This window comes from Streptomyces sp. NPDC001668 (assembly GCF_042893155.1).
GTDB lineage: Bacteria > Actinomycetota > Actinomycetes > Streptomycetales > Streptomycetaceae > Streptomyces.
In genome coordinates this window covers 240,645-258,963 of record NZ_JBIAUQ010000010.1, presented here as the reverse complement: position 1 = coordinate 258,963, position 18,319 = coordinate 240,645, and the positions used below count along the sequence as shown (strand labels likewise).

At 72.6% G+C, this 18,319-nt stretch carries 13 protein-coding genes, 1 pseudogene and 1 riboswitch; of the genes and pseudogenes, 11 read left to right on the top strand and 3 right to left on the bottom strand.

Going from position 1 to position 18,319, the window contains the following annotated elements; genetic code table 11:
* Nucleotides 1-13 precede the first annotated feature (13 nt).
* Nucleotides 14-427, top strand: a complete 414-nt coding sequence (locus ACFYZ8_RS28730; protein ID WP_359038502.1) for a VOC family protein — start codon at nucleotides 14-16, stop codon at nucleotides 425-427.
* A 1-nt stretch (nucleotide 428) separates the two neighbouring features.
* Here the strand turns inward: ACFYZ8_RS28730 and ACFYZ8_RS28725 are convergent, their stop codons facing one another.
* From ACFYZ8_RS28725 to ACFYZ8_RS28715, 3 genes are all read right to left on the bottom strand, one after another.
* Nucleotides 429-1,826, bottom strand: a complete 1,398-nt coding sequence (locus ACFYZ8_RS28725; RefSeq protein ID WP_388538015.1) for a hypothetical protein — start codon at nucleotides 1,824-1,826, stop codon at nucleotides 429-431.
* Between the two features lie 157 nt (nucleotides 1,827-1,983).
* Nucleotides 1,984-3,189 (bottom strand): alpha/beta hydrolase, encoded by a 1,206-nt coding sequence (locus ACFYZ8_RS28720; RefSeq protein WP_388538013.1) that lies wholly within the window; start codon nucleotides 3,187-3,189, stop codon nucleotides 1,984-1,986.
* A gap of 509 nt (nucleotides 3,190-3,698) precedes the next feature.
* The gene (locus tag ACFYZ8_RS28715; protein WP_359040647.1) at nucleotides 3,699-4,397 is read right to left on the bottom strand and encodes a class II aldolase/adducin family protein; all 699 of its coding nucleotides are present in this window, start codon (nucleotides 4,395-4,397) and stop codon (nucleotides 3,699-3,701) included.
* A gap of 170 nt (nucleotides 4,398-4,567) precedes the next feature.
* On the opposite strand from ACFYZ8_RS28715, the pseudogene ACFYZ8_RS28710 reads away from it, so the two are divergent.
* The 10 genes and pseudogenes from ACFYZ8_RS28710 (at nucleotide 4,568) to cobI (ending at nucleotide 18,298) form a co-directional block, all read left to right on the top strand.
* Nucleotides 4,568-5,310 (top strand): annotated as a pseudogene (locus ACFYZ8_RS28710) (lysozyme).
* A gap of 163 nt (nucleotides 5,311-5,473) precedes the next feature.
* Nucleotides 5,474-6,721, top strand: a complete 1,248-nt coding sequence (locus ACFYZ8_RS28705) for an anion permease (RefSeq protein ID WP_388538011.1) — start codon at nucleotides 5,474-5,476, stop codon at nucleotides 6,719-6,721.
* A 27-nt stretch (nucleotides 6,722-6,748) separates the two neighbouring features.
* On the top strand, nucleotides 6,749-6,970 hold the full coding sequence (locus ACFYZ8_RS28700) for a hypothetical protein (RefSeq protein ID WP_356585686.1): 222 nt from the start codon (nucleotides 6,749-6,751) through the stop codon (nucleotides 6,968-6,970).
* 182 nt (nucleotides 6,971-7,152) lie between these two features.
* Nucleotides 7,153-7,296, top strand: a riboswitch (cobalamin riboswitch).
* A 97-nt stretch (nucleotides 7,297-7,393) separates the two neighbouring features.
* Nucleotides 7,394-8,335 (top strand): cobalamin biosynthesis protein, encoded by a 942-nt coding sequence (locus ACFYZ8_RS28695; RefSeq protein ID WP_388538009.1) that lies wholly within the window; start codon nucleotides 7,394-7,396, stop codon nucleotides 8,333-8,335.
* Entirely contained in the window at nucleotides 8,332-9,843 is a 1,512-nt protein-coding gene (locus ACFYZ8_RS28690; protein ID WP_388538007.1) for a cobyric acid synthase, read from the top strand. The genes ACFYZ8_RS28695 and ACFYZ8_RS28690 overlap by 4 nt, the downstream gene beginning before the upstream one ends.
* Nucleotides 9,840-13,496, top strand: coding sequence for a cobaltochelatase subunit CobN (cobN, locus tag ACFYZ8_RS28685; RefSeq protein ID WP_388538006.1), 3,657 nt, complete (start codon nucleotides 9,840-9,842; stop codon nucleotides 13,494-13,496). Before ACFYZ8_RS28690 ends, cobN begins: the two co-directional genes overlap by 4 nt.
* Nucleotides 13,493-15,514 (top strand): putative cobaltochelatase, encoded by a 2,022-nt coding sequence (locus ACFYZ8_RS28680; RefSeq protein WP_388538004.1) that lies wholly within the window; start codon nucleotides 13,493-13,495, stop codon nucleotides 15,512-15,514. The genes cobN and ACFYZ8_RS28680 overlap by 4 nt, the downstream gene beginning before the upstream one ends.
* A complete protein-coding gene (gene cobO / locus ACFYZ8_RS28675; protein ID WP_359039840.1) occupies nucleotides 15,514-16,113 on the top strand; it encodes a cob(I)yrinic acid a,c-diamide adenosyltransferase in 600 nt (199 codons plus the stop codon). Before ACFYZ8_RS28680 ends, cobO begins: the two co-directional genes overlap by 1 nt.
* Complete coding sequence (locus ACFYZ8_RS28670) at nucleotides 16,113-17,567, top strand: cobyrinate a,c-diamide synthase (protein ID WP_388538002.1); 1,455 nt, start codon at nucleotides 16,113-16,115, stop codon at nucleotides 17,565-17,567. The genes cobO and ACFYZ8_RS28670 overlap by 1 nt, the downstream gene beginning before the upstream one ends.
* The gene (gene cobI / locus ACFYZ8_RS28665) at nucleotides 17,552-18,298 is read left to right on the top strand and encodes a precorrin-2 C(20)-methyltransferase (protein WP_388538000.1); all 747 of its coding nucleotides are present in this window, start codon (nucleotides 17,552-17,554) and stop codon (nucleotides 18,296-18,298) included. Before ACFYZ8_RS28670 ends, cobI begins: the two co-directional genes overlap by 16 nt.
* Nucleotides 18,299-18,319 lie beyond the last annotated feature (21 nt).

Here is an 18,319-nt window from a genome sequence, read left to right as displayed (position 1 = left end):
GGGAGTGATCGGTATGACGGGTACCGGTGGCGGACGTCCGAGCATCTACCCCACAGTGCTGTACGCGGACGCCAAAGCGGCGATCAAGCAGCTGACCGAGGTCTTCGGGTTCACGGAGCTCTCGGTGTACGAGGGCGAGGACGGCTCGGTGCTGCACGCCGAGCTGACGCAGGGCAACGGTGCGGTGATGCTCGGCTCGAAAGGACGCGGCGGTGTCTTCGACGCGGCGATGAAGGACGCGGGCCCGGCCGGGGTGTACGTCGTGGTGGACGACGTCGATGCACATCACCGGCACGCCGTGGAGCACGGCGCGGAGATCTTGATGCCCCCGACCGACCAGGACTACGGCTCCAGGGACTACATGGCCCGGGACGCCGAGGGCAACATCTGGAGCTTCGGGACGTACGCGCCGGAGATACGCCCCTGACTCACCCGCCGGTGTGCACCTGGAAGGCGGCGCGGCGGACGGCCTTGGCGAGGGCCGGGTCGGGGTGGGCGGCGGCGAGGGCGACCAGGACCTGCACGGTACGCGGATGGCCCACGGCCCGGACCTCGTCGAGCAGTTGGGGGACGGTCGGCTGGAGGGCCGACTCCAGGTGCCGCACCAGCATCGGGGCCTCACCGTGGTCGGCGACGGCGGCCGCGGTGTCGACCCACAGCCAGGTGGCCTCCTCCCGGGTGAGGACCTCGTGGGCGTCCTCCGGGTCGATCCCGTCGTGCTCGGCCAGCCACAGCAGGGCGTACGGCCGCAGGGTGGGCTCGTCGGCCACGGAGCGCACGTCGGGCTCGGCGGGGGCGCCGACCACGCGCAGGGCCTCGAAGGCGAGGCCGCGCAGCAGGGCGTCGTCGCCGCGGGCGGCGCCGAGCAGCTCGGTGACGGCGCTGCCGACGGGGCGGGCGGCGAGCCAGGCTCGGTATTCGGCGCGGGCCGCGTTGGGGCGCAGCTGGGCGCAGCCGCGCAGCATCTCCTCGGCGGCGACCTCGATGTTGCCGGCCGGGCTCTGCGCGGCGACGCAGATCTGCTCCAGCTTGACCCACACCGCCCAGTTGCCGAGCGGGGTGAGGGTGGCCTGGCCGTCGCCGTAGGTCAGGGCGCCGACGGCGGCGAGGGCGCGCAGCGCCCAGTCGAGGAGGGGGGCGAGGGGGGCGTCGGCCGTCTCGGGCTCCGCCACGGGCTCCGGCTGGGGGCCGTAGGGGATCTCGCAGCGCTCGGTGCGCAGTTCGGTGACGCGCTGCTCCAGGAGGTCCAGGAGCTGCTCGACGGGGACGGGCCCCGCGGACAGCTGGAGGAAGGAGAGCACCTGGGGCATGGCCGAGACGACCTCGGCGACAGCGGCGGGCTCGCGGCCGGCCGGTTCCGGGACGGCGAGCGACCAGGCGTCGAAGAGGGCGACCCAGCCGCGCAGTACGGCACTGTCGTCGCGGTCCCAGGCGCGCAGCCGCCAGCCGGGGCGGGCGCTGTCGCCGTGCACCTCGACGAGTCCGGCGAGACGGGCGGTGTCCCAGTCGGCGCGGACCTGGGCGACGGTCAGGCCGAGGTCCTCGGCGGCGCGGCCGGCGGTCTCGTCGGAGAGGGTGCCGCTGCCGTCGGACCCCGCGCTGTCCCTGCCGGGGCCCAGGGCGCCGTCGGCCCAGTGCGCGACGCGGGCCGCGTCGGCAAGACCCCTGCGCGCCATTCTGGCCAGTTCCGCGGGGGCCGGTGTGCCCTCGGGTGGGCGGGGCGCGGGGCGGCGTGGGCGCCGTTGGTTCACAGCTGAGGGGGCGGCGGCCAGGGGTCGCGGGCGGACGAGTCGAAGCCTGGAGTCGCGCGGGATACGGGACGTCACGGGTGCAGTCTTCCGGTTGACGGTCCGAAAACCCAAACGGAATGCCACCGCGGGCGCCGGGGAGGGCCGGCGCCGGGGCCGCGCGGAGGGACATACGCCGAGATCAGGCCAGTAGTACGGGCTTAAACGGAACCTGTGGGACCGGGGCGCCCCGGGGTCACATCAGGGGAGTGAGGAAACGGCGCAGTGTCTCTTCGTAGGCGCTCGGGTCGGCGTTCCACATCGCCGCGTGGGGTGCCTGACGGACCGTGTGCAGGGTGATCCGGTCGGGGTGGGTGGCGGCGAGACGGCGGGAGAGGTTCCAGGGGGCGATCGTGTCGTCCGGGCCGTGGAAGACCAGGGTGGGGGGCGGGGGGCGGTCGTGGTCCTTGTCGTCGGGCCGGTCCTCGTGGGTCCGGTCCTCGCGGGGCCGGTCCTCGTGGACGGCGTAGGGGACGGTGCGGTCGGCGTACAGACCGGAGTGGTCGCTGGGCAGGCCGGTGCGGCCCTGGGCCGCGCGCACCGCGAGCGGCAGGAGGACGCCGGGGGTGTGGCGGGCCGCGGCCAGGGCCCGCAGGGTCAGCTCCCAGCTGAGCACCGGGGAGTCCAGGACCAGCCCCTTGACGCGGTCGCGCAGGTCCGAGCGGGCGGCGGCGCGCAGGGCCATGGTGGCGCCGGTGGACCAGCCGTGCAGGACGAGTTGGCGGGCGCCGTGGTCGACGGCGTACCGCATCGCCGCGTCCAGGTCGCGCCACTCGGTCTCGCCGAAGTGGTTCAGGCCGTCCGGCGGGCGGGGGGCGCCGACGTCACCGCGGTGGGTGGGGGCGAGGACCGGGAAGCGGTGGCGGTGCAGGAACTCCATGATGTTCAGGGCGTGTTCGCGGGTGGTGCCGAGGCCGTGGACCGCGATGACCCAGGTGTCCCGTCTGCCGGGGACGAACCATGCGGGCAGGGCGCCGAGTTCGCCGGGGATGTCGACATCGGTGTGGTCGAGGCCGAGGGCCGACTTCGGGTCGCCGACGTATGCGTTCGGGGTGAGCCAGACCTTGTCGCCGGGGGCCAGGGTGCCGTGGGTGACGCGTTCCAGGCGGCGGACGACGGTGTCGGCGGAGTGCGCTTCCGCGGTGAGGACGTCGCCGACGACTGCGTGGGAGGCGTCGCCTGCGAGGCCGTAGGTGCCGGGGCGGAGGGCGGCGAGGTCGCGGGTGAGGGCGATGCGGCCGGCGGCGGTGGAGTGGACGGTGAGCCGGGGTTCGCCGGGCAGCGGGCGGCCCGGGGGCGCCTTCAGTCCGGCGTCGCTGGCGATCCGCCCGGCAACGATTCCGGCTGCGCCGGCGGCGAGGGCTGCGGTGACGGCGGCGGCCGTCGCTTTGACAGTGCGCACGGTGTTCAGTGTGCTGGTGGATGAGGGGTACGGCCAGTGGGCGGGGGTCGGGCGTGTGCGCGTTCGGTGGGGGCGGGCGTTTTTGCGCCCACGCGGCGGAGCCGCATATGGACACAGTCCCGCGCCCCTGAATGCCTGCGGCGGCCGGTGCGGCTTCGGTGGGGGCGTGTGTAGCGCGTTCTGCTCGGTGGGTGGGTCGGGGGCGGGGGGGGGGGGGGGGGGGGGGGGGGGTGGGGGTCGGGCGGGGGGGGGGGGGGGGGGCGGGGGTGGGGGGTATCCGTCCTCGGTCCGGCGGCTCGGTCACTTGAGCAGTACTGGATGACGGACGCCGGCCGCTGCGGGCGGACACCCCCCACCCCGTCCCCTTCCCGCCGTACGCGGCCAACGGCCCGTCCTGGCTGGCGCCGACCTGACCCACCCAGGGGCGCGGGGAACTGCGCGACCAGCCCCCACCGGCCCGCACCCGCCCGACGACAGCACCCGGAACCCCCTAGGCGCCCCGCAGGGGCTCAGCGCAGCTGCCCATACCCCCGCAACCGCTCCCCCGCCTCCGCCACCTGTTCCTCCGTCAGGAGATGGGGAGTCAGGCCCGGTACCGCGCGGGCCGTCAGCCACAGGTGGCACATCCATTCCAGCTGGGCCGTGCGGTCGTAGGCCTGGGAGAGGGTCGTGCCGTAGGCGATCGTGCCGTGGTTCTGGAGGAGGCAGGCGGTGCGGTCGGTGAGGGCCTGGAGCATGTTTACGGCCAACTCGTCGGTGCCGTAGGTGGCGTAGGGGGCGACCCGGACGGTGCCGCCGAGGGCGCCGGTCATGTAGTGGATCGCCGGGAGTTCGGGTACGAGCGTGGAGACGGCCGTGGCGTGCACCGCGTGGGTGTGGACGATCGCGCGGGCGTCGGTGTCGCGGTAGACGGCGAGGTGCATAGGGAGTTCGCTCGTCGGTACGAGGGTGCCGAGGACCTGACGGCCCTCCAGGTCGACGCCCGTCACGTCGTCCTGGGTGAGGCGGTCGTAGGGGACGCCGGACGGTGTGACCAGGACCGTGTCGCCGACGCGGACCGAGACGTTGCCTGAGGTGCCGACGACCAGTCCGTCGGAGACCGTCCGGCGGGCCGTGGTGACCAACTCGCCCCAGGCGTCCGCCTCCTCGGTGTGCACATCCCGCGTGTCGTCCCCGGTGCCCCTTGCGTCCTGCTGTGCCTCAGCCATGCGGCAATCCTGCCAGCCGGGGCATTTTACGGCGCGACCCGGCGCTTTGAAAGGGCGCATTTGTGCGTGTGCGCCCCTCTCGTACGGCTTGGCCGGAGATCGACCGTAATTTAATGATCTTCCACTAATCTCTGGGCTTTGTCGTGCACGACGCCATTCCGGGGGGACACATGGCCCGTGATCGCAAGGCTGCCCGTCACCGAACCCGCGCCCTGGCCGTGGCCGTACTCATGGTGGGGGTTCGGGGTTCGCCGGGGCGCCCGCCTCGGCGGCGAGCCTGCCCAAGGGGCACGACGTCTCCTCGCACCAGAAGAACGTCGACTGGCCGAAGGCCAGGGCCAAGGGCGCCAGTTTCGTCTACGTCAAGGCGACGGAGTCGACCGACTACCGCAATCCGCACTTCGGGCAGCAGTACGACGGCGCGCGCGACGCCGGCATCATCCGCGGGGCGTACCACTTCGCGGTGCCGGACAGGTCGTCGGGCCGGGCGCAGGCCGCGTACTTCGTGCGCAACGGCGGTGCCTGGTCGGCGGACGGCTGGACGCTGCCGCCCGCGCTCGACATCGAATACAACCCGTACGACAAGAAGCACAAGTGCTACCGCATGGGCAAGGCGAAGATGGTCGGCTGGATCAAGTCGTTCAGCGACGAGGTCAAGCGGCTCACCGGACGGCGTCCGGTGATCTACACGACCGCCCACTGGTGGAACACCTGCACGGGCGGCAGCGGCGCGTTCGCCTCCGACCACGCGCTGTGGGTGGCCCGCTACCACTCGGCGGACGCGGGAGCGCTGCCCGGCGGATGGTCGTACTGGACGATCTGGCAGTACGACAACGGCGGCAGCCTGCCGGGTGACCAGAATCTCTTCAACGGGTCGGCGCGGCAGCTGAAGAGGTTCGCCGGCGGGTCCTAGCCGTGGGGCAGAGGGGACGCATGGGGCGTGCGGAGAGCGGCGGGCCTCGGCACAGCAAGAGGAGTAGATTCCGGTCACCGTGCGGCCCGCCTCAGTTCACCTTCCGTTCATCCAGGTTACTTACGTTCAACAAGCCAATGACCTCGAACGATTGCCTGGGTAAATGGAAAACTTCTCGCTGATCCTCGCGATTGTGGTCGTAACCGCACTCGCGTTCGATTTCACGAACGGTTTTCACGACACCGCCAACGCGATGGCCACCACCATCTCGACCGGTGCGCTCAAGCCCAAGGTCGCGGTGGCGATGTCCGCCGTGCTGAACCTTGTGGGCGCCTTTCTCTCGGTGGAGGTCGCCAACACGATCTCCAAGGGTCTCGTCGACGAGACCGGCATCCGTCCCGAGGTCATCTTCGCCGCCCTGGTCGGCGCGATCCTCTGGAACCTGCTGACCTGGCTGGTGGGCCTGCCCTCCAGTTCCTCGCACGCCCTCATGGGCGGTCTGATCGGCGCCACCGTCGCCTCGGCCGGCTTCGGCGCCGTGCACGGCGACGCGCTCGTCACCAAGGTCCTGATCCCGGCGGTCGCCGCGCCGATCGTCGCGGGCGTCGCCGCCATGCTGGCCACCCGGCTCTCCTACACGCTGGGCAGGAAGGCCGACGGCAAGGCCGCCGCGAAGGGCTACCGCACCGGACAGATCGCCTCGGCCGGCCTGGTCTCGCTGGCCCACGGCACCAACGACGCGCAGAAGACGATGGGCATCATCACCCTCGCCCTCGTCGCCGGCGGCGTCGTCGCGCCCGACTCCGACCCGCCCGTCTGGGTCATCCTCTCCGCGGGTCTCGCCATCGCGCTCGGCACCTACCTCGGCGGCTGGCGCATCATCCGCACCATGGGCAAGGGGCTGACCGACCTCCAGCCGCAGCAGGGCTTCGCCGCCCAGACCAGCGCGGCCACGGTCATCCTGGCCTCCTCCCACCTCGGCTTCTCCCTCTCCACCACGCACTCCGTCTCCGGTTCGGTGATGGGCGCGGGCCTCGGCCGCAAGGGCGGGGTCGTCCGCTGGTCGACGGCGACGCGGATGTTCGTGGCGTGGGGCCTGACGCTGCCGGCGGCGGCCCTGGTGGGTGCCCTGGCCGAGTCGGTCACGGACCTCGGCGACTGGGGTACGGCGGTCGTGGCCCTCTTCCTCGTCGCCTCCAGCGCGGCGATCTGGAAGATCTCGCGGCGCGAGATCGTGGACGCGACGAACGTCAACCACACCGACGAGCCGGCCGGCGTGGTGACCACGGCGATCGCCGCCGTGACCCCGCCGCCCGCGGGCACCGTGCCCGAGGCCCTCACCGCCACGATCCCGGCCCCGCCCGGCCCGCCCGCCACGACGGAACCGGCCGCCCCGCCGGCCGCCGTCTGAGCCCGCAGTACTGAAGGAAGCCTCACCATGCAGATCGACTGGGAAGCACTCGGCTCCGTCTTCGGCGTCAGCCTCGTCGTCACCGTGGGCCTCGTGGCCCTGTTCACCCTCGGCATCATGGGCCTGTCCCGCCAGGAGCGGGCCTCGGCCCAGGGCGGCTCGGCCGGCCTCGCGGTCACCGGCGCCTACGCCTGCTTCGCGGCCTGCGCGGCGGCGGTGGCGTACGGGATCTATCTGATCGTGGCCTGACGGCACCCTCGTCACTCGACGGCCGGGGGGGGGCCGCCCCCCCCGGGGGGGGGCCCCCCCCCCCCGGGGGGGGGGGGGGGGCCCCCCCCCGGGGGGGCCGGCCCCCCCCCGGCCGTTCTCGTGCGACCGGTGATGTGGGGTTCTGCACACTCCCCCGCCGCAGGTCAACAGCAAGTTGACGGTTCTCGAAGGGCCGTGGTGGACTGCCGGAGCCATATACGGCGGCAGGAGAGGAAGCCGGTGCGAATCCGGCGCGGTCCCGCCACTGTCACCGGGGTAGACACCCCCGGGAGCCAGGAACTCTCGCCGCCGGTCTCGTCGAACCAGGGCGTGGACACCCTGAGTGAGGACATGACGCGATGCTCGCCTGCCGATCGACCAGCAGTACCAGGCACTTGAACGACCCCGCGATCGGCTGAGCCGATGCGTGCCGATCGCGTTTTCGCGTACGGCGCCGCCGCCGGCCTGATCGCCGACCTCCTGCTCGGTGACCCACGTCGTGGGCATCCGGTCGCCGCGTTCGGGCGGGCCGCGGGCGCCGTGGAGCGGGTGCTGTGGCGGGACCACCGGGGGTGGGGCGCGCTGCACACCGCCGTCTGCGTGGGGGGCGCGGTGGGGCTCGGGGCCGTCGCGGAGCATGTCGTACGTCCGTCCCGTACCGCTTCCGTCGCGCTCACCGCGGCCGCCACCTGGGCCGTCGTGGGCGGGACTTCGCTCGTGCGGGAGGCCCGGGTCATCGGACGGGCGCTGGACGCCGGGGACGTCGAGGCGGCCCGGGAGCGGCTGCCGCACCTGTGCGGACGGGATCCGCAGGCCCTCGACGCCGACGGGATCGCGCGGGCCGTCGTGGAGTCCGTCGCCGAGAACACCTCCGACGCCGTCGTGGGGGCACTGGTGTGGGGGGCCGTCGCCGGGGTGCCGGGCCTGCTCGGGTTCCGGGCCGTGAACACGCTCGACGCGATGGTGGGTCACAAGTCGCCCCGCTACCGGCGGTTCGGGTGGGCTTCGGCCCGGCTGGACGACCTCGCCGGGTGGCCGGGGGCGCAGCTGACCGCCGTACTCGCCGCCGGGGCCGGGGACAGTCCCCGGGGTGCCGTGCGGGCCTGGCGCGAGGACGCGCGCAGGCATCCGAGTCCCAACGCCGGGCCTGTCGAAGCCTCGTTCGCGGGTGCGCTGGGTGTCCGGCTCGGCGGGACCCTCTCCTACGCGGGGCGTGTCGAGCACCGGCCGGTGCTCCATCAGCAGGGGCGCGCCGTCGCCACGTACGACATCGAGCGCGCCGCACGGCTGTCGCGGCGCGTCGGGCTGCTCGCACTCGGCGCCGGTGTCGCCGCGCGGGCCTTCGTGAAGGGGCGTAAGGCATGACGGGCGGGGGGCTTCTCGTCGCCGGTACCACCTCCGACGCGGGCAAGAGCGTCGTGACCGCCGGGATCTGCCGGTGGCTGGTGCGGCAGGGGGTCAAGGTCGCGCCGTTCAAGGCGCAGAACATGTCGCTCAACTCGTTCGTCACGCGCGAGGGCGCCGAGATCGGGCGGGCGCAGGCCATGCAGGCGCAGGCCTGCCGGGTGGAGCCGACCGCGCTGATGAATCCCGTGCTGCTCAAGCCCGGTGGCGAGCAGAGCAGCCAGGTCGTGCTGCTCGGGAAGCCGGTCGGGGAGCTGAGCGCCCGCGGGTACCACGGGGGGCGGCAGCAGCAGCTTCTCGGGACCGTGCTCGACTGTCTCGCCGAATTGCGGGGCACGTATGACGCGGTGATCTGTGAGGGGGCCGGGAGCCCGGCCGAGATCAACCTCCGGCGGACCGACATCGTCAACATGGGGATCGCCCGGAACGCCGGGCTGCCCGTGGTGGTCGTGGGCGACATCGACCGCGGGGGCGTCTTCGCCTCCTTCTTCGGGACCGTCGCGCTGCTCTCCCCCGAGGATCAGGCGTTCGTCGCCGGGTTCCTCGTGAACAAGTTCCGGGGGGACGTCTCGCTCCTTGAGCCGGGGCTGGACATGCTCCACGGCCTCACCGGGCGGCACACCTACGGCGTTCTGCCCTTCCGGCACGGGCTCGGGATCGACGAGGAGGACGGGCTGCGGGTCTCCCTGCGGGGCACGGTCCGCGAGTCCACGGTGACACCTCCTGTCGGCGAGGACGTGCTGCGCGTCGCCGTCTGCGCGATCCCGCTGATGTCCAACTTCACCGACGTCGACGCGCTCGCCGCCGAACCCGGTGTCGTCGTGCGGTTCGTGGACCGGCCGGAGGAACTGGCCGACGCCGACCTGGTCGTGATCCCGGGGACCCGGGGGACCGTTCGCGCGCTGGAGTGGCTGCGGGAGCGGGGGCTGGCGGACGCCGTTGTCAGAAGGGCCGCCGAAGGACGACCCGTCCTCGGCATCTGCGGCGGCTTCCAGATCCTCGGCGAGCACATCGAGGACGAGATCGAGAGCCGGCAGGGACACGTCGACGGCCTCGGAGTCCTGCCCGTGCGGGTGCGGTTCGCGCGGGAGAAGACCCTCACCCGGCCGGTGGGCGAAGCCCTCGGCGAACGGGTCGAGGGGTACGAGATCCATCACGGGGTCGCCTCGGTGACCTCGGGAGAACCCTTCCTCGACGGCTGCCGCGTCGGCCAGACCTGGGGCACGCACTGGCACGGCTCACTGGAGTCGGACGGCTTCCGGCGGGCCTTCCTGCGGGAGGTGGCGGCCGCCGCGGGCCGCCGGTTCGTGCCGGCCCCCGACACGTCGTTCGCCGGGCTGCGCGAGGAGCAACTCGACCGGCTCGGCGACCTGATCGAACAGCACGCGGACACGGACGCGCTGTGGCGGCTCATCGAGTCCGGCGCGCCACAAGGACTGCCTTTCATTCCACCGGGAGCGCCCGCATGAGCACAGTGTTGTTGTTGTCCACCGCCGACACGGACCTGTTGGCGGCCCGGGCCGCTTCCGGTGCCTCGTACCGGATCGGGAACCCGACCCGGGTCGATGTCGCGCAGGAGCTGCCGGCGCTGGTCGAGGGCGCCGACATCGCCGTCGTACGGCTGCTCGGCGGCAAGCGGGCCTGGGAGGACGGGCTCGCCGCACTGAAGGCGTCGGGCATCCCGACCGTGCTGCTGGGCGGAGAGGCCGTTCCCGACGCGGAGTTGATGGCCGAGTCGTCCGTGCCGGCCGGTGTGGTCGCGGAGGCGCTGAAGTACCTCGTCGAGGGCGGGCCCGCGAACCTGGAGGAACTGGCCCGGTTCCTGTCCGACACCGTGCTGCTGACCGGTGAGGGCTTCGTCGAGCCGCGCAAGATGCCCGAGTACGGCGTCCATGGCTCCTACGCGCGGGAGAGCGGCCGTCCGACGGTCGGCGTGCTCTTCTACCGGGCCCACGAACTGAGCGGCAACACCGCCTTCGTGGACACCCTGTGCGAGGCGATCGAGGCGAAGGGTGCCAACGCCCTTCCCGTGTACTGCGGTTCACTGCGCGGGACGGACGCCGGGCTCTACGAGATCCTCGCCGGGGCCGACGCCCTCGTGGCCACCGTCCTCGCCGCCGGCGGCACCCACGCCTCACAGGCCTCGGCCGGAGGTGACGAGGAGGCCTGGGACATCGGGGCGCTGGCCGACCTGGACGTGCCGGTGCTGCAAGGGCTCTGCCTCACGTCGTCCAAGGCGGCCTGGGAGGAATCCGACGCGGCCCTGTCCCCCATGGACGCGGCGATGCAGGTCGCGATCCCGGAATTCGACGGGCGGCTGATCACCGTGCCGTTCTCCTTCAAGGAGCAGGGCCCCGACGACGTCCCGGTGTACGTGGCCGACCCGGAGCGGGCCGCTCGGGTGGCCGGGATCGCCGTACGGCACGCGAAATTGAGGCACAAGCCGAACGCGGAGAAGAAGCTCGCGCTGGTCTTCACCGCGTATCCGACCAAGCACTCGCGGGTCGGCAACGCGGTGGGGCTCGACACGCCCGCTTCGGCGGTGCGGGTGCTGGACGCGCTGCGGGACGCCGGGTACTCGCTCACCGAATACCCGTCCGGCGGCGACGAGTTGATCCACCGGCTCATCGAGGCGGGCGGGCACGACGTCGAGTGGCTGACCGAGGACCAGCTGGCCTCCGCCCCCGCGCGGGTGCCGCTCGCCGACTATCAGGCGTGGTTCGACAGGCTGGACCCGGAGCTCCGGCAGTCCATGCTGGACGCGTGGGGTGAGCCGCCGGGCTCGCTGTACGTCGACGGGGACGACATCGTGCTGGCCTCCCTCCAGTTCGGGAACGTCGTCGTGATGATCCAGCCGCCGCGCGGTTTCGGAGAGAACCCGATCGCGATCTACCACGACCCGGACATGCCCCCGTCGCACCACTACATGGCCGCCTACCGATGGCTGGACAACTCCTTCGGCGCCGACGCGATCGTCCACATGGGCAAGCACGGCACGATGGAATGGCTGCCGGGCAAGGGCCTTGGGCTCAGTGGTGGGTGCGCGCCGGACGCCGTCCTCGGTGAACTGCCGCTGATCTACCCCTTCATCGTCAACGACCCCGGTGAGGGCACCCAGGCCAAGCGGCGCGGACACGCCACCGTCGTCGACCACCTGGTGCCGCCGATGGCACGGGCCGACACCTACGGCGACCTGGCCAAGCTGGAGCAGTTGCTCGACGAGTACGCGCTCGTCTCCGACCTCGACCCGACCAAGGCCCCGGCCGTGCGCGCCCAGATCTGGACGCTGGTCAAGGCGGCCGAGCTCCACCACGACCTGCATGTCGACGAGCAGCCGGACGACGAGGCGTTCGACGAGTTCGTGATGCACATCGACGGCTATCTGTGCGAGATCAAGGATGTGCAGATCCGGGACGGGCTGCACATCCTCGGCGGCGGTCCCGTCGACGAGGCCCGGGTCAACCTGGTGCTGGCCGTGCTGCGTGCCTCGCAGGTGTGGGGCGGACAGGCGAACGCCCTGCCGGGGCTGCGGGCCTCCTTCGCCGCCCATTTCGGGCTGGTCGAGAAGGAGTTGCTGGCCGAGCCGGGCGCTCCGGTGAAGGTGCCGGTGGAGCTGTCGGATCTGGTCGAGGGACCGTCCCGTACGGCCGCCGACGCGATCGACCTGCTGGAGCAGCTGTGCCGGCGGGTCGCGGAGGGCATGGAGGCCGTGTCCTGGGACGCAGCGGCCGTCCCCGGTCTCGTCCGTGACGTGCTCGGCACCGAACTCCCCGAGGCCGTCGCCGTGTTGGAGTTCGCCTGCACCGAGGTGGTGCCCCGGCTGGCCCGCACGACCGACGAGATCGGGCACATCCTCAAGGCCCTGGACGGCGGTTACGTCCCGGCGGGACCTTCCGGCTCGCCGACCCGCGGCCTGGTCAACGTCCTGCCGACCGGCCGGAACTTCTACTCCGTCGACCCCAAGGCCATTCCGTCCAGGCTGAGTTGGGAGGTCGGCCAGTCGCTCGCCGACTCGCTCGTGCAGAGGTACCTCCAGGACACGGGCGAGTACCCGAAGTCCGTGGGCCTCACGGTCTGGGGCACGTCCGCGATGCGTACGCAGGGCGACGACATCGCCGAGATCCTGGCGCTCCTCGGCTGCCGTCCGGTGTGGGACGAGGCCTCGCGGCGGGTCACCGGCTTCGAGGTGATCGGCCTGGAGGAGCTCGGGCGGCCCCGCATCGACGTGACCGTCCGTATCTCCGGGTTCTTCCGGGACGCGTTCCCGCACGTGGTCGGGCTGATCGACGACGCCGTGCGCCAGGTGGCGGAGCTGGACGAGCCGGCCGACCGCAACTTCGTGAAGGCGCACGCCGACGAGGACACCGTCGAGCACGGTGACCGGCGGCGCGCGACCGCCCGGATCTTCGGGTCCAAGCCGGGGGCGTACGGTGCCGGGCTGCTGCCGCTGATCGACGCCCGCAACTGGCGCTCGGACGCCGACCTCGCCGAGGTGTACGCGGTGTGGGGCGGCTACGCCTACGGGCGCGGGCTCGACGGACGGGCGGCGCGCGGGGACATGGAGACCGCGTTCAAGCGGATCAACGTGGCCGCGAAGAACGTCGACACCCGCGAGCACGACCTGGTCGACGCCGACGACTACTTCCAGTACCACGGCGGCATGGTCGCCATGGTCCGCCACCTCACGGGCGCCAACCCCGAGGCTTACGTGGGTGATTCGGCGACCCCGGACCAGGTCAGGACCCGGACGCTCGGTGAGGAGACCCACCGGGTCTTCCGGGCCCGGGTGGTCAACCCGCGCTGGATGGCGGCCATGCGGCGGCACGGCTACAAGGGCGCCTTCGAGATGGCGGCGACCGTCGACTACCTCTTCGGCTACGACGCCACGGCGGGCGTGGTCGACGACTGGATGTACGAGAAGCTCAGCGCGGAGTACGTCTTCGACGCGGAGAACCGGGACTTCATGAAGAAGTCCAACCCCTGGGCGCTGCGGGGCATCACGGAACGGCTCCTGGAGGCCGCCGACCGTGGACTGTGGGCCGAACCGGACGCGGACACGCTGGAGCGGCTGCGGGCCACGTACCTGGAGCTCGAGGGCGACTTGGAGGGTGACGAGAAGTGAGTACCCCGTTTCCGTTCACGGCCGTCGTCGGCCAGGACGACCTGCGGCTCGCGCTGCTGCTGAACGCCGTCTCACCGGCGGTGGGCGGTGTGCTGGTGCGCGGCGAGAAGGGCACGGCCAAGTCGACGGCGGTGCGCGCGCTTTCGGCGCTGCTGCCCGAGGTCGCGGTCGTCCCCGGCTGCCGGTTCTCCTGCGACCCGGCCGCGCCGGACCCCTCCTGCCCGGACGGACCGCACGAGCCGGGGCCGGGCACTTCGCGGGCCTCCCGCATGGTCGAACTCCCCGTCGGCGCCTCCGAGGACCGGCTCGTCGGCGCCCTCGACATCGAACGGGCGCTCGCGGAGGGCGTGAAGGCCTTCGAGCCGGGCCTGCTGGCCGACGCGCACCGCGGAATCCTCTACGTCGACGAGGTCAACCTCCTCCACGACCACCTGGTCGACCTGCTCCTCGACGCGGCCGCGATGGGGGCGTCGTACGTGGAACGCGAGGGCGTCTCCGTACGGCACGCCTCGAAGTTCCTGCTCGTCGGCACCATGAACCCCGAAGAGGGCGAGCTGCGGCCCCAGTTGCTCGACCGGTTCGGGCTGACCGTCGAGGTCGCGGCCTCGCGGGAGCCCGACCAGCGGGTGGAGGTCGTGCGGCGGCGGCTCGCCTACGACGACGATCCCACCGGGTTCGCGGCGCGCTGGGCGGACGAGGAGGCTGCCGTACGGCAACGGATCGTCGCCGCACGGGAGTTGCTGCCGTCGGTGCGGCTGGGCGACGGGGCGCTGCGGCAGATCGCGGCGACCTGTGCCGCGTTCGAGGTGGACGGCATGCGGGCCGACATCGTGATGGCGCGTACGGCGACCGCGCTGGCCGCGTGGGCCGGCCGGACCGATGTGCTCGCGGAGGACGTACGGCAGGCCGCGCTGTTGGCGCTGCCGCACCGCAGGCGGCGTAATCCCTTCGACGCGCCGGGCCTCGACGAGGACAAGCTCGACGAGACACTGGAGGAGTTCAGCGGGTCCGGTGACTCCGGTGACGCGGGTGACTCCGGTGATGATGACGAGCCGGACCCGGACGGGCCCGGCGGGGGTGGCGGGCAGCCGCCCTCCTCCGACGGACCGCAGGCCGACGGGGGTTCCGGCGCGCAGCCGGAGGCCGGGGACGGCGGCGAGCCGCAGGCGTCCGGGGCCGGTGCCGGGGAACAGGCCGCCGCGCGGGCTTCCGAGCCCTTCCGCACCAAGGTGCTCAGTGTGCCCGGGCTCGGGGACGGCGCCGCCGGGCGACGGTCGCGGGCGCGGACCGAGCACGGGCGGACGACCGGGGCCCGACGGCCCCAAGGGGCCCTGACCAAGCTGCACTTGGCGGCCACCGTGCAGGCGGCCGCCCCGCATCAGCGGGCGCGCGGACGGTCCGGGCGCGGTCTCGTGGTCCGGCGGGACGATCTGCGGCAGGCGACGCGTGAGGGGCGCGAGGGCAACCTCGTGCTGTTCGTCGTCGACGCCTCGGGGTCGATGGCGGCACGGCAGCGCATGAGCGCGGTGAAGGGGGCCGTGCTGTCGCTGCTCCTCGACGCGTACCAGCGGCGGGACAAGGTGGGGCTGGTGACGTTCCGCGGGTCGACGGCGGAGGTCGCGCTGCCGCCGACGTCGTCCGTGGACGCCGCTGCGGCCCGGCTGGAGACGCTGCCGACGGGTGGCCGTACCCCGCTGGCGGCCGGACTGCTGCGGGCGCACGAGGTGCTGCGGGTGGAGCGGCTGCGTGATCCCGCGCGGCGGGCGCTGGTCGTCGTGGTGACGGACGGGCGGGCCACCGGAGGGCCCGAGCCGGTCGCTCTCGCGGGACGGGCGGCCCGGCTGTTCGCCGCGGAGGGTGTCGCCTCCGTCGTCGTGGACTGCGAGTCCGGGCCCGTGCGGCTCGGGCTGGCCGGGCAGCTCGCCGGTGAACTGGGCGGTACCGCGGTCACGTTGGACGAGCTGCGGGCCGACTCGATCGCCGGTCTGGTGAAGGACGTACAGAGGAGGGCCGCGTAATGCCTCAGGGACAGCCGAGTGTGGTGCCGGACGACGGGCTGACCACGCGACAGCGGCGGAACCGGCCGTTGGTCGTCGTGCACACCGGAGTCGGGAAGGGGAAGTCCACCGCGGCTTTCGGGCTCGCTCTGCGCGCCTGGAACCAGGGGTGGCCCATCGGGGTGTTCCAGTTCGTCAAGTCGGCGAAGTGGAAGGTCGGCGAGGAGAACGCGCTGCGGGTGCTCGGGGCGTCCGGGGAGGGCGGGTCGGTCGACTGGCACAAGATGGGCGAGGGCTGGTCCTGGGTGCAGCGCGACGCCCAGATGGACAACGAGGAGAAGGCCCGGGAGGGCTGGGAGCAGGTCAAGCGGGACCTCGCCGCAGAGACGTACAAGCTGTATGTGCTGGACGAGTTCGCCTATCCGATGCACTGGGGGTGGGTGGACACGGATGAGGTCATCGATGTGCTGCGGGAGCGGCCCGGGACCCAGCATGTCGTGATCACCGGACGGAACGCGCCCGAGAAGCTGGTCGACTTCGCCGATCTCGTGACCGACATGTCCAAGGTGAAGCACCCCATGGACGCCGGGCAGAAGGGGCAGCGGGGTATCGAGTGGTGATGTCATCGTCCGTCTCCGTCCCCCGGCTGGTCGTCGCCGCGCCGTCCTCCGGCAGCGGCAAGACCACCGTCGCCACGGGGTTGATGGCCGCGTTCGCCGCGCGGGGGCTCGCCGTGTCCCCGCACAAGGTGGGCCCCGACTACATCGATCCCGGGTATCACGCGCTCGCGAGCGGGCGGGTGGGACGGAATCTCGACGCGTACCTGTGCGGGCCGGAGCTGGTGGCTCCGCTGTTCCTGCACGGGGCGCGCGGGTGTGACATCGCCGTCGTCGAGGGGGTGATGGGGATGTTCGACGGGGCCGCGGGGGAAGGGGAGCTTGCCTCTACGGCCCATGTGGCGAAGTTGCTGCGGGCGCCGGTGGTGCTGGTCGTCGACGCCTCGTCGCAGTCCCGGTCGGTGGCCGCGCTGGTGCACGGGTTCGCGTCCTGGGATCCCGAGGTGCGGGTGGGGGGCGTGATCCTGAACAAGGTCGCCTCCGACCGGCACGAGGCGTTGTTGCGGGGGGCGTTGGAGTCGGCCGGGGTGCCGGTGTTCGGGGTGCTGCGGCGGGTGGCTCAGGTGGACACGCCTTCTCGGCATCTGGGGCTGGTGCCGGTCGCGGAGCGGCGGGGGGACGCGGTGGATTCTGTCGCCGCGATGGCTGCGCAGGTGGAGCGGGGGTGTGATCTGGAGGGGCTGATGGGGCTGGCGCGCGGTGCCGGTGCGCTGCCGTGTGCGGCCTGGGATGCGGTTGAGGTCCTGGACTCGGCTCATGTCGCCCACCCAGGGGCGCGGGGCTGCGTTGAATCTGCGGCTACCGCCGCGTGGGCGCGACCAGCCCCCACTCAGCCGCACCCGACTTCCGACGGGCCGGTACGAGTCGCTGTCGCCGGCGGTCCCGCCTTCACCTTCTCCTACGCCGAGCACTCCGAGCTGCTCGCCGCCGCTGGTGCCGAGGTCGTCGTCTTCGACCCCCTGCGGGACGAGCAACTGCCCGAAGGAACGACCGGGTTGGTCATCGGGGGCGGTTTCCCCGAGGTGTACGCCGCCGAGCTGTCCGCCAACGAGCCGCTGCGGAAAGCCGTGTCGGCCCTCGCGGAGACCGGCGCTCCCGTCGCCGCCGAGTGTGCCGGGCTGCTGTACCTCTGCCGGGAGCTCGACGGGCAGCCGATGTGCGGGGTGCTCGACGCCTCGGCGCGGATGGAGGAGACGCTCACCCTCGGGTACCGGGACGCCGTCGCCGTCAGTGACAGTTCGCTCGCCGTCGCCGGGACGCGGATGCGGGGGCACGAGTTCCACCGGACCGTGGTGGAGCCGGGGGCGGGGGACGCGGCCGCGTGGGGTGTGCGGGTGCCCCGGCGGCGGCTCGAAGGTTTCGTACAGCGCGGTGTGCACGCGAGTTATCTGCACACGCACTGGGCCGCTCAGCCCGGTGTGGCCCGTCGGTTCGTGGAGAGGTGCCGGACGTCATGAGCAGCAGCAGGTTGGTCGGGGTCGGGGTCGGCCCCGGGGATCCGGAGCTGGTGACCGTCAAGGGTGTCAACGCCCTGCGCGCCGCCGACGTGGTCGTCGTACCGGTCATGGACACGGGTGAGCAGGGGCGGGCCGAGGCGACCGTGCTGCACTACGTGCCGCAGGAGAAGGTCGTCAGGGTCGTCTTCGCCCTCAACGAGCGCAGTGACCACGCCCGGCGCGAGGCCGCCTGGGACGCGGCCGGGGAGCGGGTCGCCCAGCTGCTGCGCACGCACGGCTCGGTCGCCTTCGCCACCATCGGCGACCCCAACGTCTATTCCACCTTCACCTATCTCGCGCACACCATCGGCGAGCTCGTGCCGGACGTCGTCGTCGAGACCGTGCCCGGCATCACCGCCATGCAGGACCTCGCGGCGCGGTCGGGGGCCGTACTGACCGAGGGCACCGAGCCGCTCACGCTCGTGCCCGTCACCGCCGGTTCCGCCGTGCTGAAGGACGCGCTCAACGGGCCCGGGACCGTCGTCGCGTACAAGTTCGGGCGACAGGCCGGGGAAGTGGCGGAGGCGCTCAGGGAGACCGGGCGGATCGAGGACGCCGTATGGGGATCGGCTCTGGGGCTGGACGGCGAGTCCATCCAGTCGGCCGCCGAGCTCGACGGGGCTCCCCTGCCGTATCTCTCCACCCTGATCGCGCCCGCGCGCCGGGACGGCACCCGGGGCGGCAAGTTGTGAGGCCCGTCAGAGGGGGCGCGG

What these genes read in the sequence shown, in the direction of transcription:
- ACFYZ8_RS28730 (WP_359038502.1), top strand. Translation starts at nt 14, where the DNA reads ATGACGGGTACCGGTGGCGGACGTCCGAGCATCTACCCCACAGTGCTG.
- ACFYZ8_RS28715 (WP_359040647.1), bottom strand. Translation starts at nt 4,397, where the DNA reads ATGGCTGAGGCACAGCAGGACGCAAGGGGCACCGGGGACGACACGCGG.
- ACFYZ8_RS28690 (WP_388538007.1), top strand. Translation starts at nt 8,332, where the DNA reads ATGACGGGCGGGGGGCTTCTCGTCGCCGGTACCACCTCCGACGCGGGC.
- ACFYZ8_RS28705 (WP_388538011.1), top strand. Translation starts at nt 5,474, where the DNA reads ATGGAAAACTTCTCGCTGATCCTCGCGATTGTGGTCGTAACCGCACTC.
- cobN (WP_388538006.1), top strand. Translation starts at nt 9,840, where the DNA reads ATGAGCACAGTGTTGTTGTTGTCCACCGCCGACACGGACCTGTTGGCG.
- ACFYZ8_RS28695 (WP_388538009.1), top strand. Translation starts at nt 7,394, where the DNA reads ATGCGTGCCGATCGCGTTTTCGCGTACGGCGCCGCCGCCGGCCTGATC.
- ACFYZ8_RS28700 (WP_356585686.1), top strand. Translation starts at nt 6,749, where the DNA reads ATGCAGATCGACTGGGAAGCACTCGGCTCCGTCTTCGGCGTCAGCCTC.
- ACFYZ8_RS28670 (WP_388538002.1), top strand. Translation starts at nt 16,113, where the DNA reads ATGTCATCGTCCGTCTCCGTCCCCCGGCTGGTCGTCGCCGCGCCGTCC.
- cobO (WP_359039840.1), top strand. Translation starts at nt 15,514, where the DNA reads ATGCCTCAGGGACAGCCGAGTGTGGTGCCGGACGACGGGCTGACCACG.